Here is a 13,445-nt window from a genome sequence, read left to right on the forward strand (position 1 = left end):
CCTTCGCAGGTGGTGATGTCACCACCCTGCTCCGCCAGTCCCGTCGCGGGGAGGGTCATGCGGCCTTCACCGGATGACTCATGGCCCAGAAACGCGACCCAGCCGCGTTCGCCTGAACCATGACACGTCCGGGCTGGTCAATGCGGGAAGACTGCGTTCGGCCACGCCTGACCGTCGAACCCAGTCCACTCGTTGAGCAGGGAACGCCACGTGCCCTCAACAGCCTGAACGGCGTTACTGAGCTCACTCTCCGCAACCAGAATGGCGCCAGCGAGCGTCGCGAAGCAGACGATCGCGGCAGCGAGACCAATGATGGCGCCCACACCGGTTTCGGACGCTGCGACCCCAGCGATCGCTGACGCGATGCCACCCAGCAAGGCCACAAGGGCGACGCCGTATGCGATCGTCCAGGTTTGAATGGCGCCGGCAAGCTCATCCAGTCCCGACGAGATGTCATCCGGATGGCCAGCGATGGCTTCGATGGCACTCTTCTGCCCCGGAATGATCGCACGATAGGCGTCGGCCGCCAGCCCCTGGAAGGTGGTTGCGTCTTCTGCGGTCAAGGCTCCTTCCTCGATCCGCCCCGCGAGCCCGGAGATACCTGCCTTGACGCGATCAGACCAGCCGTCGGCCGCAGCCCGCAGGCTCACCTCCTCCCCGGACTCATCGACGCTGGTGCGCAAGGAAGAAAGCTCAGTCGTCGCCTTCGCGCTCAACTTGTCCCACTCCGACAAGATCTTGTCGGTGACGCTGTCTGGCACGTAAAAGGGGAGGTGTTGAAGCACAAAGTTCACCGCACCACGCAGGTCCTCGATCAGGCCATCAGCCTCGTCCAGCATCCCGTAGAGATCGCTCTTCGTCGTCATCGTGCCGTCTCCTCTCAGAAGGTGTAATCCCAGAACTGCTCGATCGACGCCTTGGCGTTCTCGTCAGCACTTGTGATCACTCGCTTGACGTCGAGGAGCTCATCCGAGACTTCCTTGGCCTCGTTCCGACCACTGACCAGGAGGCCCGTGACCTTTTCCATCAATGACGGGTAGAGAGTGTCGACCGAGCCTCGACTCGGGAAGTCACCCGACGCGACTGCTAGACCGCCGACGGCGCTCGCCGCCTTGCCTAGCGCTTCCGACACGCCGGTCCATCGTTCTGCATCTGCTGTAAGCGCTTGCGCTGCCGCTGCAACCGTGACCATACCTACTCCTCGGATCTCAATCGTGTCGCTTTGCCATGAGTCCAACAGCTCGTCCCATAGGGGTTTCCCACATCAGGTCGTCGAGCGAGGGCGCTGCTGCACCAAGCTCCTGCGCACCTCGCATCGCGGCCGCGATATTCAGACAGATCGAGCTGTCTGAGACCTCCCGCGCCCAAGACTGATTCACAGTCAGGTGGGTGACCTCGCGCTGGCGATTCGCTCTGGCCACGACTCGCCCGTCGGCTTGTCGTGATTCGAAGGTCTCCTTGCCTGCTTCTGTAAGCGCCTTGATCATGTCCTGGGTGGCGACGCGAATACCGCCGAGATCGCGGATCTGCGACATCGCCTGTTCGGCCGCCGCAGCAGAAGGTAGCGGTGTGGCCGGAATACTGTTTGCAGCCTTCAAACGCTCTTCGACGGGAGGTCGTGCCGAGTTCTCCTCGATCCGCTCGAGCATGTTCTGAAGGCGGCTCGTGCACGCGTCCCGATAGGCAAGCAACACATGATCCGCCAGAGTGCTCGTGCGAGCGTCGTCTCGCCCGGTGCCGTCCACAGCGACGTCGAACACAGTCCCCTGACCATCGATCGTGACGCGTACGCCGGCGTGTGACCCCGTCATCGACGGGGCATTGCCGTCGGAGGACGTCCGCACGGCCGCGATGAGGCGCAACGCCTCATCGCGGAGTTGGTGAATCGGTTCGAGATCCATCAGGTCAGCCTCCAATCGAGCGGGTGACTGTTGATATGAGGCTGGTTCCACACATCCCGCCGCGATCGCTTCATCGACGACTGCCCGCCAAAGCCAGGACTCCGAGTACCCCGAGCGCGAGACTCCAGGTGAGTTGAAGGGCAAAGATCGGGCCAGCAAAGGTGTGGCCGTTCGCCAAACTGACAACGAGCGCGAGGATGCAGATGGATCCACCGACAAGCGCAGCGACCAACGAGACCGCCGACAGCGGTGTTGGCCGACGTTCGCGGAACGACACTGAGTACGAAAACACAAGCAGCGTCAGCCAACCGACGAGAGTGGTTCCCACCACCACCAGGAAGGCGGTCAACAGCGATCGCGAGAGCTCGCGGCCGCTGAGCGAGGCAGTAATTGCGGTGGACGCCGCGAAGGTGACGGTGAACAGCGCGACGAAAGCCAAGACACTCCGCGACTTGCGCGTCGTCTTGCTCGGATTTGCAAGCAATGCAATCCCCTAGGCCGCCCGGTCGGCACGAGGCCTCATGGGCCCCATCAGCGGAACCCGAGGAACCGCCGACAGGTAAACTATCAGCGTGTCGCTGCGGCATCCAGGGCATGCATCTCACGGTCGGCGTATTGGCTGAGAGCGATCCGCCCTGAATGCACCAAGGAGTCTTTGGTGGAGCCGCCGAGAGACCCGTCGCTGCCCTCCATCAGATCACCTGCCACGGCGCTCCACGATGCGACTCAGCAGGTCTCGGTCGTCGCTCGGCACGAACGGGCCCCTTGGCGTTCGACAGCGATTGACTCGCAAGAAGGTGTCACTAGCCCTGCTGGCGCAGGTAGCGGCCGAAGTGGGGGACGGTGAACGCGATCCGGCCGCGTTCACCGGAGTAGATCAGGCCCTTCTTCATCAGCGCGTCACGCGCCGGGGAGAGCGACTGCGGCTTCTTGTTGAGGAAGGCGGCGACGTCCGCGGTGGCGACGGTGCCGATGTCGTCGGCGCCGAGCTCGACGGCGGCGTCGGCCATCGCCCGCAGATAGTCCCGCTCCGCGGGGGTGGCGCGCTCGTAGCGCGAGCCGAAGAAGCCGACCGCCAGCTCGCGCTCGGCCTCGGGGGCCGCGACCTTCACATCCTCCAGGGTGATCGGCGAGCGGGGAGCCTGGTCCCACACGGTCTTGCCGTAGGCCTGGATGAAGTAGGGGTATCCGCCGGTGGCGGCGTACATCTCCGCCAGGGCGGCGGGCTCGAACTCGGCCTCCTCCTCGCCGGCGGGGGCGGCGAGGGCGCGGTCGGCGGCGTCACGCTGCAGACGGTCGATGCGCTGGTAGGAGAAGAGCCGCTCGGAGTAGGACTTGCTCGCCGAGAGCACCGCCGGCAGGTGCGGCAGGCCGGCGCCGACGACGATCACCGGCAGTCCCGACTGGCTGATCTCGTGGCAGGCCGCGCACATCGCCGAGACGTCGTCGGGTCCGAGGTCCTGCATCTCGTCGATGAAGACGCCGACGCCCTTGCCCACGTCGGCAGCGAGCCCGCCGACGTCGGTGAGCAGCTCGACCAGGTCGATCTCTATGTCACCGGAGTCGGCCCGGCCCCGCACCGCCGGTGCCTCGATGCCGGGTGACCACTGCTCGCGCAGCTTGGCGTTGGGACCGGCCTCCCGCTGGGCGAAGGAGCGGATGACGCCGAGCACATGGTCGACGTCGTCGGCGTTCGGATGACCGAGCTCGCGCACCGCCTGATGCAGGGCGCTCGACAGCGGCCGGCGCAGCGACTGGTCGGGGCGCGCCTCCATCTTCCCGGTGCCCCAGCCCTTGCGGACCGCGGCGGACCGCAGCGTGTTGAGCAGGACGGTCTTGCCGACCCCGCGGAGCCCGGTGAGCACCAGCGACCGCTCCGGGCGACCGCGCGCCACCCGCTCCAGCACCACGTCGAACTGCCCGAGCTGCTCGTTGCGACCAGCGAGCTCAGGGGGCCGCTGACCGGCGCCAGGAGCGTACGGATTGCGGATGGGGTCCATGATCAGACGATATCCACATCTCTAGGACGCGTCTTAGATTTCGCTAGCGATCCACATCTTTCACGAACGTAGGTCTCTATTCGCCTTTCTAAGATCAATCCTAGAAAGGCGCAGACTCTCATATCGCTCGCTAGTGTCGAACGTGTGTTCGATGCTAGCGGGATCTCCTCCCCCTGCGCAAGTGTGATGTCTCGGGACATCGGTGACGTTTCGAGGTCCCGGGCAGGCCGTTGTCTGGTCGGGGGTGGGGTCATTCAATGGTGGCCACCGTCGGAGGCACCTCGGCGGAGTCCTGTCGGGGTGTCCGCTTCGGGAGCTGGGTGTGGGCGATGAGGGCGGCGAGGAGCCCGGCGACGACGGGGACGAGCATCGCCGTGCGGAGGGTGGTGAGGTCGGAGAGCCAGCCGATGGCCGGTGAGGTGATGAGGAAGCCGACCCGCATGAGCCATCCGAGGATCGCGATGCCGGTGCCTTCGGGCAACCCGGGGATGCGGCCGGCGGCGGCGAACGCAGCGGGCACGAGGGTGGCACACCCGAACCCTGCGATGGCGAACCCGGCGAACGCGATCGGGTAGACCGGGGAACTCACGATCAGCAGTGCTCCGCCGCCGATGAGCAGGCCACCGATCCGGGCCACGGCCTCACGGCCCCACCTGTCGGTCATCGGGTCACCGAGGAGTCGGCCGACGAACTGGGCACCAAGGGCGACGGTGAGTCCGAGGCCGGCGATGGCGGTCGGGGCGCCGGCGGTGTCGCCGAGGAAGAGCACCGCCCAATTGTTCGCGACGTCCTCGACCAGGGTGCCGCAGATCGCCAGCACGACCAGCGGGAGCAGCAGCCGCCAGGCATCGCGGCGCGTCGACCGGTTGGCGTCACCAGCAGCGACACCGGGACGGTCCTTCTCGACCCGGAGCGTGTCGCGGACTTCGACGGGCACAGCCGCGAGCCGGCACGCGAGCATGGCGACCAGGGCCCACGCGATGCCGTTGACCAGCATCTGCGTGGCCGGGGCGACGTTCGCTGCCGCGGCGGCGGCCCCGATCATGCCGCCGGTCGCAGCGCCGACGGACCACAGCGCGTGCAGGGAGTTCATCACCGAACGACCCCGCCACTGTTCCGCCACGACACCTTGCACGTTCTGCGCCGCGTCCACCACCGAGTCGACGGCACCCGCGACCGCCAGTGCGGCAGCGAACAGCCACACCGTGTCGCTGAACCCGGCCACGCCCAGCGCCGAGGCAAGGACCGCGGAGCCGTACCCGTTGGTGCGCAGCGCACCGACCCTCCGGATGATCCGACCAGCGAACCCGGCCGCGATGAGCGCCCCGACCGGAAAGGCGATGACCAACAGCCCGAACTCGCTGTTGCTCAACCCGAAAGCGGTCTTGATCTCGGGGTATCGAGGGAGGAGCGCGCTGAACAGGACACCGTTGGTGAAGAACATCAGCGAGACGCCGGTGCGGGCACGCCCGGGGGAAGCGGCGGGGAGGGCGAGGAGTCGAGGCACGTCGGCAAGGTAGGTGCTTGAATGATCACGTGCAACGATCACTTCGGCACAAAACGATCATCCGATCCGTGGCCTCTGGAACCACCGTCAGCGTTGAGGCTCTCTGCGACCTGACCGGCGCCTCGGCCATCACGATCCGCCGCGACCTCGCCGAGCTCGCCGACCAGGGCATGGTGCGCCGCGTGCGTGGCGGAGTCACTCGTGCCGACGTGCGCGGCACGCTGATGCCGTTCGCGGTTCGGTTCGAGACCGATCGGGAACGCAAAGGCGCCCTGGCGGCGGTCGCGGCCGGACTGGTTGCTGACGGCGAATCCATCGTCCTCGACAACGGCACCACGTGTTACGCGATGGCTCGCCATCTGGCGGGCCGCCCGGTCATCGCACTGACGCTCTCTCTTCACGCCGCCGCGGCGCTGGCAACGCGTCCCGGCGCGACCGTGATCGTTCCCGGTGGGCCGGTCGAGAACGACACCCTCGCCTTTACCAGTCACTCCGCCGTGCGCGCCATCAGCGAGACCAATGCAGACGTCGCCATCATCGGAGCTTGTTCGGCACAGCCCGGCTTTGGGCTGACCTCCACCAGCTATGAGGACGCGCAGGTCAAACGCGCCTGCCTCGCCGCTGGCGCCCGGCGCGTCTTGATCACCACCGCCGAGAAGCTGACCCGCACTTCCACGTTCCGGTTCGGTGAACTCGGCGACCTCACCCACCTCGTCACCACCGCCGATGCCGATCCCGACAGCCTCACGCCCTTCCGCGCCGAGGGAGTCGATGTCCATCTCGTCGAAACCCAACCGCCGTCGGCCGGGAACTGACGCCCAAGGAACGGCGTACGACTTTCGGCACAAGCCGGTCAACGGCTTCGCGGCCTTGGTCGGCGAATCGGGGCACCCAGAGCAGGTGTTACCACCAAGCACGCCAGAAGCGTTGCCCTTGTCTTGATGCAGAACCGTCACCGATGTCCTGGGAGATGACACTCCCTCTGCGCAAGCCTGACGACCTAGACTCGCGGACATGCCGGAACTCCCCGAGGTGGAAGCGCTCGCCGAGGACCTGCGCGGGCGCCTGGACGGCCGTGCGATCACGAAGGTGCACGTCGCGCAGTTCAGCGCGCTGAAGACGTACGACCCGCCGCTGAGCGCCGTCGAGGGCACGCTCGTGGACAACGTGACCCGCCACGGCAAGTTCATCGACATCGAGGCGAGCGGCGTCCATCTGGTGCTCCACCTCGCCCGCGGCGGCTGGATCAGGTGGCGCGACGAGATCCCGGCGGCACCGCCCCGCCCGGGGTCGAAGTCGGGGCTGGCGATCCGGGTCGTGCTCGACGACGACACCGGACTGGACATCACCGAGGGCGGCACCAAGAAGCGCCTGGCGCTCTACGTCGTCCACGACCCGCAGGACGTCCCCGGCGTCGCCTCGCTGGGCCCCGACCCCCTCGCCGACGACTTCACCCTGGACCGGTTCCGCGAGATCCTCGCAGGTCAGGGCCGCAAGCAGATCAAAGGCGTCCTGCGGATGCAGTCGATCATCGCGGGCATCGGCAACGCCTACTCCGACGAGATCCTGTGGGCGGCGAAGATGTCGCCGTTCAAGCCCTCGGAGATGACCGAGGAGGAGTCCGAGAGCCTCTACGCCGCGCTGCGGACGACACTCGAGGAGGCAGTCCAGCGCGACTCCGGGCTGGCGATGAGCGAGCTCAAGGGCGAGAAGAAGACCAACCTCGCCGTGCACGGCAAGGCGGGCAAGAAGTGCCCGGTCTGCGGAACCACGATCCTCGAGGTCAGTTTCGCCGACTCGAGCCTGCAGTACTGCCCGACGTGTCAGACCGGCGGGAAGCCGCTCGCCGATCGGCGGATGTCCCGGCTTCTCAAGTAGGCTTGACCGGTGACCATCCCCACCGTCGAGATCGCCGGCGTGCCCGATCCCCTGCCCGTGGCCGTCCTGGACGTCCGCGAGGACGACGAGTGGGCCGCGGGCCACATCGAGGGCGCGACGCACATCCCGCTCCAGGAGCTTCCGGCGCGTCTCGGCGACCTGCCCGAGGGCCAGACCCTGGTGGTCTGCAAGGTCGGCGGACGTAGTGCCCAGGCGGTCAACTACCTCGCCCAGCAGGGCTTCGAGGTCGTCAACCTCGCCGGCGGGATGCTCGACTGGGCCGCCGCCGGGCGGCCGATGGTCAGCGAGACCGGTGCCGAGGCGTACGTCCTCTAGGACTCCGCCACCGAAGGGCCGCCGAACGCCTCCGGGAGCGGCAGCCTGAGCGCCTTCTCCAGGCGGTCGAGGTAGTCGTTGCGACCCATCTCGACGACGCCGAGCGAGGCCAGATGGTCCGTGCGCCACTGCACGTCCAGGATCCGCTGGTCGATCGACCCCGCATCGCGCAGCGCCGAGACCAGCCCGACGAGGGCGACCTTGGACGCGTCGCGGACCCGGTGGAACATCGACTCACCGGCAAAGAGCCCGCCGATGGCGACCCCGTAGAGCCCGCCGACCAGGCGGTCGTCCTGCCAGGCCTCGACCGAGTGCGCCCAGCCGAGCTCGTGCAGGTTCCCGTACGCCCGGCGGATCCGCTTGTCGATCCAGCCGTGGGGCCGGCGGGGATCGGCGCAGGAGGCCACCACCTCGTCGAAGCTGGTGTCGATCCTGATCTCGAAGTCCCGCACCGACCGGCGCAAGGACCGCGAGACGACGAGCCCGTCCAGCGGAAGTACGCCGCGACGGACCGGCGAGAACCACATCATCGGATCCCGCTGGGACTCCCCGGGCATCGGGAAGATCCCGTGCCGGTACGCGGCCAGGAGTGTCCCGGGCGCGACGTCCGCACCCATGCCCACCAGATCGTCCAGCTCAGCCCCGCCATGACCCCCGCCTGGGTCCCGGAGGTCGGCAAAGGCCCACGGCGAGGGCTCGGGTTCGATCGGTCCCCCACGATTCGCCACGTCGAAACGTTATCGCCCCGTGCGGCGCCAACCACCACACACTTAGGATTTGGCTCATGATCGGTCCCAAGGCAGTGCTCACCAGTGCGGCCGGCCGGCTCGCGCCCAAGGTCATCCAGTCCGCTCCTGGCGTGACCACGACCGTGGTCCGGCAAGCGCTGCACCACGCGATCGTCGGGGTCGGCCCGCTCCCGGCAGCGGCCGCGGCCGCCGAGAAGCACCTCAAGGAGCACGACAACGACGTCGAGCTCGCAGTGAAGCACGCCATCGACAACCACGTGCGACTGGCCGGTGTCGGCGGCTTCGCGACCAACATCGGTGGTGTGGTCACCCAGGCGATCACGCTCCCGGCCAACATCACCGGGATGGCCATCATCCAGTGCCGCCTGGTGGCCGTGATCGCGCATCTCCGTGGCTACGACTTGACCGATCCCCGCGTGCGCAACGCCATCCTGCTCACCCTCCTGAGCGAGGAGAAGGTCGGCAAGCAGATCAAAGCGAAGAAGGTCCCCGCTCCGCCGATGGCCATCGCGACCGCTCCGACCTACGACCGCGCGATCGATGCCATCGTCGCCTCGGAGGTGGCCCAGGAGCTGCTCAGCCGGGTCACCGGGAGGGGCATGATCTCCATGGCCGCCAAGCGGATCCCGCTGGTCGGCGGTGTCGTCGGCGCGGGCGCTGATGGCTGGGTGACCTACCAGATCGGTCGCTACGCCTCGCGCGAGCTGCTGCCGCGGCACCCCGAGACCCCCTGAGCCCGACTCACAGGAACTTCACAGGTCCGTCCTACGTTCCTCTGAACACGGAACTCCACACTGTTGGTGTCCGCTTGGGAGGAGCAGCAGATGACCGTCGACACGACGTGCGCCCCGATCAGCCCAGCCCGCGCTGCCGGGGTCGAGGTGAGACCTCACCTGCTCCTCCTGGGCGGCGTACCCGGCGCCGGCAAGAGCACACTGATCCGCGACGTGGCCGACCGACGTCCTGACGTACGCACCCTCGACCCGGAGACCCCGGGGCGCTGGCTCGCGGCACGGCTGCCGGAGGTGCCCTACCGCCTCTACCGGCCGCTGGTGCACCTGTGGCACGCGATCGCGACCCTCGTCCTGGTCCTGCTCGGCCCGGCCCTCGGTGGCCACACCCTCCTCGTCCACGACCCGGCCACCCGGCCCGGTCGGCGCGAGCTGCTCGGGCGGATCGCCCGCGCCCGCGGCTGGCGTACGTCGCTGGTCATGATCGACGTACCGCGCGTCGCGGCGCTCGACGGCCAGCACGAGCGCGGCCGGATGGTCCGCGCCGAGTCCTTCGAGCGTCACTGGGACCGCTGGACCGACGACCAGCCCCGGCTCCTGACGGCGGCGACCTTCGGTGACGCCGACGGCTCCTGGGATCGGGTCCACCTCGTCGACCGTGCCCGCGCCGCGGGACGGCTCGAGGCGATCCTCTAGGGCGTGTCTCTTAAAGACACGGCGGCCGCGAGCGGCGTTTCGGGCCGATCTGGCAAGGCGCCCGCCGCGACGGCATCCTCACGGCTGTTGAGCGGCGGCAACGCCGCCAGATCGGATGCGAAACGCCGCGTAGCGGGCGTGGATTTGAGAGACACGCCCTAGGTGCCCCTACCGCCGAACGAGGCGGTAGGCCTTCAGGACCGCGCGGCCCCACCAGCGGCGCTCGAGGCCCTCGCGGGCACGCTGCTTCGGCACCAGCGACCGGGTGTGCTCCAGCTCGGCGCGCAGCTCACCGACCTCATCCTCCAACCGCGCCTCGGACTTGCGCAGCCGGATGGCCTCCTGGAGCAGCGCGTCGATGGTGGCGACGCCGGCGTCGAGCACCTCGCGCGAGGAGATGGTGTCCGGGTCGACGAACGGCTTGCCCGCCAGGTCGGCCGGCACCAGCAGCTCCTCGAGCCCACCGACGACGTCGTAGCCACGTCCCGACAGCGCCTCGACCCAGCCCTCGGAGAGCGACTCGACCCACGGCAGGATCGAGGGGGAGAGCGCCAGGCGTGCGGAGTCGCGGCGCTTGGCCAGCGTGCGGTGGGCCAGGAACTCGCGTACGAAAGGCCGGTAGTCGGCCGGCTCGAGCACCGGCACGACCGTCAGGTTGATCTCGCGGAGCAGGGCCGCCTCGGGTACGCCGAGGGACGGGTTGCCGCGGTCGATCCCCTCGAAGTCGATGGTCAGGTCGTCGAGGCCGAAGGCGGTGGAGAATCGCTCCCACAGCAGCGACGAGGACGACCCCGGCGGCGGGACGGTGATCAGGTGGACGCGCTCGGGCGCGATGCCCTGGGTCCACCTGTCGAGGATGTCGGGCAGCTCCTGGACGCCCCAGAACCACGATCCGATCCGCCCCTCGCGGGCGGGGTCGCGGATCTCCTCGAGGAACTCGGCATAGGTCACGACCGAGCGGTGCTTGACGTTCTCCTGCCACTCGGCGGGGATCTGCCGGGCCAGGTCGCGCGCGGAGAGCATGATGTGGATCTCGGAGTCGCCGCCCAGCGAGTCCAGCGCGTGCTTGGCCTGCTGCCAGGACGCGCTCGCCAGGATCTCGTGGGAGATGATCACGGTGCCGTTCTCGACGGAGCGCACCTTCTCCGCGAGCGCATCCCAGGCGCCGGTCGCCTCCTCCTCGATGCCACCCCACGGCAGGTCCATCAGGTCGAGGGCCGCCAGGAAGTGGGCATCGAAGCGATCGGCGAAGTAGTGGACTCCCTGCCCGGCGAGGGACTCCCGGTTGTGGAAGAGGACGTCTTGAAGATAGGACGTGCCCGTCTTCGGGGTGCCGACATGAAGCAGCACGCGCCGCCCAGTCTCCAACGTTCTACTCCTCTAGGAACGCCCCGCCAGCAATGACAACGCGAGCGCCAGCGCCCGGCGCTCGTCGGGACCCTGCGTCGCCACCCCCGAGGGGAGCAGCCGGTCAGGGTCTCCGTGGAGAGCGTATCCGGCTTCCACCAATGCATCACGTTGGGCCCGCGCCTGTGTTTCGACCCAATCCAAACTTTGCGAAGGGACGCCGACCTCTCGGGCGTCCGGAACGAGCGGTTCGAGCTTCTCCAGGCGTGGTCGCAGCTGGCCCATCAGCAGCGTCCGCTGGGTCTCGAGATCGGTTCGTACGCTGAGAACCTGCCCGATCACGCGAGCGACCTCGTTGCCCTCGGCCGAGATCGGCCAGGGGCCGGGCAGGGTGTCCACACCGAGCAGGCCGGGCAACAGGGCGGGATCGGTGACGATCTCGACGCGGCCCTTCCCGACCCGCGCGGCCCACCAGCGGGCGATCCTGGGCAGGTCGGCACGGGGACCGAGCCAACCGCGCCACTGTGCGTCCCGGATCCAGATGTTCCAGGGGTTGACCCGGTTGGTGAAGGTGCGGAACCTCCACGCACCGGCGGCGACCTCGTCCAACGGGCCACCGAGGACGTAGACCGTGTAACCGTCGCCACCGGGCAGCCTTCCGCGCCGCTCCAGCTCCTCGCGGATGGGCAGCGTGAGCCACGGCGAACCGACCAGTCGATAGGGGAACTTCTGCTGGGCGGGCTCGGACCTCTTCGGTCGGCGCGACCACCGTCGCGGGCGCGGAGCGGGCGCGGTCTCCACGGTGGCGAGCAGGTCCTCGGCGAGCAGCACGCTCGCCGCTCTCAGCAGCTCGCGCGCCGACAGCGTCGACGGATCGACCGGCAGCGGACCGTACGTCCTCGTCTCGGTGTCCCCGAGCAGCGGCAGGTCGCGGCGGCCGCGGCCCGGCGGGCTGGTGCTCAGCAGGGCGTCGACCCGAGAAGGCTCCGAGGGACCGGTCGTGTTGAGCCGCCGCAGCAGCTCGAGCATCTCGGCACCCGGCAGGTGGTCGGTCGTGGAGGGCGTGGCGGGCTCGGACCAGGATGTCCAAGGAGTCGTACCGCCCTCGCGCAGGTGCGCGGCCCAACCCCAACCCCTGGTGGGTGCAGCTGGCATCAGGAGCGTCGCCCCTTGACCCGCCGCATCAGGCCGGCGGCACGGGAGGCGACCGGGCCCTGGGGCGGGTCGGTGCGAGCGGCCTCGACGACGACCGCGACCAGCGCGTCGATCGCCGCGTCGGCGACGTCCTTGGTGCGCGGCGCGTCCGGGTCGATCCACTCGACGTCGGCGTCGGGACGCTGCGGGTGGAGGTCGTCGAGCTCGCCGGCGATGTCGACCTTGGCCAGCTCGGCCCACTCGATCCAGGACTCGGCGACCTGGTCGGCCCAGTCGAAGGCGTACGGCGGCAGGGTGACCCGCTCGCGCCCGTCGCGGTGGGCGAGGGTGCGCTTGGCGATCACGTCGGTGACCATGTGGCGGTAGTCCTCGCGGGGGAGCTCCTGCGACTCGAGCCGCGCGTTGAGCCGCCGCAGCAGCGTCGCCTCGGCACGGCCGAGCGACTGGTTGTGGCGGTCGCTGTCGATCGGGGTCCAGGACTCCTCGATCCCGACGACCTCGCAGAACCGGCGCCAGAGCACCTCGCTCGGCGCCCCGTCGTGCGGCACGGTGACCAGGTGCACGCGCTCCGGCGGCAGGTTGCGGCCCCACCGGCTGAGCACGTCGGGCAGGCCGTGCGTACGCCAGAACCAGGCGGCCGAGCGGGACTGCTTCGCGGTCTGCATCCACTCGAGGTAGCGGGCGAAGGTGACCTTGCGCTCGCGCTGCACCTGGTCCTGCCACTCCGCGGCCAGGACGCGCGCGATGTCGCGGGCGGTGTAGACGATGTGCACCTCGGTGCGGCCGCCCTCGCCGAGGTCGGTCATCGCCTTCTCGACCCGGTCGGGCCGGGCGCCGGCGAAGAGGTGGTGGCTGATCAGGATCGTCTCGGACTCGTGGCGGCGCACCCGCTTGACGAGCGTGTCCCACTCGCCGTGGACGGTCTTCCTCATCCCGCCCCACGGGCGGTCGATCAGGTCGAGCGCCGGCCGGAAGAAGTCCGGCTGGCCGCCGACCGGGTAGAAGACGCCATGCTTCTCCAGGGACACCCGGTTGTGGAACAACCTGTCCTGGAGGTACGTCGTGCCCGTCTTCGGAGCGCCGACGTGGAGGAAGACTTTGCGCGCCATGATCCCGCTATTCTGCACCAAGTTAGTAGAGATTGT

15 protein-coding genes are annotated in these 13,445 nt (G+C 68.6%); 5 read left to right on the forward strand and 10 right to left on the reverse strand.

Annotation, left to right across the window (positions count from 1 at the left end; genetic code table 11):
• Positions 1 to 137 precede the first annotated feature (137 nt).
• From BLT25_RS07080 to BLT25_RS07100, 6 genes are all read right to left on the reverse strand, one after another.
• Complete coding sequence (locus BLT25_RS07080) at positions 138 to 866, reverse strand: hypothetical protein (protein WP_091043652.1); 729 nt, start codon at positions 864 to 866, stop codon at positions 138 to 140.
• A gap of 14 nt (positions 867 to 880) precedes the next feature.
• Positions 881 to 1,192, reverse strand: a complete 312-nt coding sequence (locus BLT25_RS29440; RefSeq protein WP_143033658.1) for a hypothetical protein — start codon at positions 1,190 to 1,192, stop codon at positions 881 to 883.
• A 16-nt stretch (positions 1,193 to 1,208) separates the two neighbouring features.
• A complete protein-coding gene (locus BLT25_RS07085) occupies positions 1,209 to 1,901 on the reverse strand; it encodes a hypothetical protein (RefSeq protein WP_091043655.1) in 693 nt (230 codons plus the stop codon).
• A 70-nt stretch (positions 1,902 to 1,971) separates the two neighbouring features.
• Positions 1,972 to 2,385, reverse strand: a complete 414-nt coding sequence (locus tag BLT25_RS07090; protein ID WP_176883672.1) for a hypothetical protein — start codon at positions 2,383 to 2,385, stop codon at positions 1,972 to 1,974.
• Between the two features lie 319 nt (positions 2,386 to 2,704).
• A complete protein-coding gene (locus BLT25_RS07095) occupies positions 2,705 to 3,901 on the reverse strand; it encodes an ATP-binding protein (protein ID WP_091043662.1) in 1,197 nt (398 codons plus the stop codon).
• Positions 3,902 to 4,151: 250 nt separating this feature from the next.
• On the reverse strand, positions 4,152 to 5,408 hold the full coding sequence (locus BLT25_RS07100; protein ID WP_218131255.1) for an MFS transporter: 1,257 nt from the start codon (positions 5,406 to 5,408) through the stop codon (positions 4,152 to 4,154).
• A 29-nt stretch (positions 5,409 to 5,437) separates the two neighbouring features.
• Here BLT25_RS07100 and BLT25_RS07105 point away from each other — a divergent pair, with 29 nt between their 5' ends.
• The 3 genes from BLT25_RS07105 to BLT25_RS07115 all read left to right on the forward strand — a co-directional run bounded on the left by BLT25_RS07105 (position 5,438) and on the right by BLT25_RS07115 (position 7,622).
• Entirely contained in the window at positions 5,438 to 6,223 is a 786-nt protein-coding gene (locus BLT25_RS07105) for a DeoR/GlpR family DNA-binding transcription regulator (RefSeq protein ID WP_091043665.1), read from the forward strand.
• Between the two features lie 199 nt (positions 6,224 to 6,422).
• Positions 6,423 to 7,286, forward strand: coding sequence for an Fpg/Nei family DNA glycosylase (locus tag BLT25_RS07110; RefSeq protein ID WP_091043667.1), 864 nt, complete (start codon positions 6,423 to 6,425; stop codon positions 7,284 to 7,286).
• Positions 7,287 to 7,295: 9 nt separating this feature from the next.
• Complete coding sequence (locus tag BLT25_RS07115) at positions 7,296 to 7,622, forward strand: rhodanese-like domain-containing protein (protein WP_091043669.1); 327 nt, start codon at positions 7,296 to 7,298, stop codon at positions 7,620 to 7,622.
• Here the strand turns inward: BLT25_RS07115 and aat are convergent.
• Positions 7,619 to 8,350 (reverse strand): leucyl/phenylalanyl-tRNA--protein transferase, encoded by a 732-nt coding sequence (gene aat, locus BLT25_RS07120; RefSeq protein WP_091043671.1) that lies wholly within the window; start codon positions 8,348 to 8,350, stop codon positions 7,619 to 7,621. The two genes, BLT25_RS07115 and aat, sit on opposite strands and share 4 nt — an antisense overlap.
• A gap of 56 nt (positions 8,351 to 8,406) precedes the next feature.
• Here aat and BLT25_RS07125 point away from each other — a divergent pair, with 56 nt between their 5' ends.
• Together BLT25_RS07125 and BLT25_RS07130 are read left to right on the forward strand one after the other, a co-directional pair.
• Positions 8,407 to 9,105, forward strand: coding sequence for an EcsC family protein (locus BLT25_RS07125; protein WP_256328488.1), 699 nt, complete (start codon positions 8,407 to 8,409; stop codon positions 9,103 to 9,105).
• Positions 9,106 to 9,195: 90 nt separating this feature from the next.
• Positions 9,196 to 9,798 carry an AAA family ATPase gene (locus BLT25_RS07130; RefSeq protein ID WP_091043675.1) on the forward strand — a complete coding sequence of 201 codons (603 nt, stop codon included), beginning with the start codon at positions 9,196 to 9,198 and terminating at the stop codon, positions 9,796 to 9,798.
• Positions 9,799 to 9,966: 168 nt separating this feature from the next.
• Here the strand turns inward: BLT25_RS07130 and BLT25_RS07135 are convergent, their stop codons facing one another.
• From BLT25_RS07135 to BLT25_RS07145, 3 genes are read right to left on the reverse strand one after another with little or no spacing between them, the layout of a single operon-like run.
• Complete coding sequence (locus tag BLT25_RS07135) at positions 9,967 to 11,166, reverse strand: hypothetical protein (protein ID WP_256328489.1); 1,200 nt, start codon at positions 11,164 to 11,166, stop codon at positions 9,967 to 9,969.
• Between the two features lie 12 nt (positions 11,167 to 11,178).
• Entirely contained in the window at positions 11,179 to 12,300 is a 1,122-nt protein-coding gene (locus BLT25_RS07140; protein ID WP_143033659.1) for a hypothetical protein, read from the reverse strand.
• Positions 12,300 to 13,409 carry a hypothetical protein gene (locus BLT25_RS07145; RefSeq protein ID WP_091043682.1) on the reverse strand — a complete coding sequence of 370 codons (1,110 nt, stop codon included), beginning with the start codon at positions 13,407 to 13,409 and terminating at the stop codon, positions 12,300 to 12,302. The genes BLT25_RS07140 and BLT25_RS07145 overlap by 1 nt, the downstream gene beginning before the upstream one ends.
• Between the last annotated feature and the right edge of the window lie 36 nt (positions 13,410 to 13,445).

Origin of the sequence: Nocardioides sp. YR527, from assembly GCF_900101045.1 — a bacterium.
Lineage (GTDB): Bacteria > Actinomycetota > Actinomycetes > Propionibacteriales > Nocardioidaceae > Nocardioides.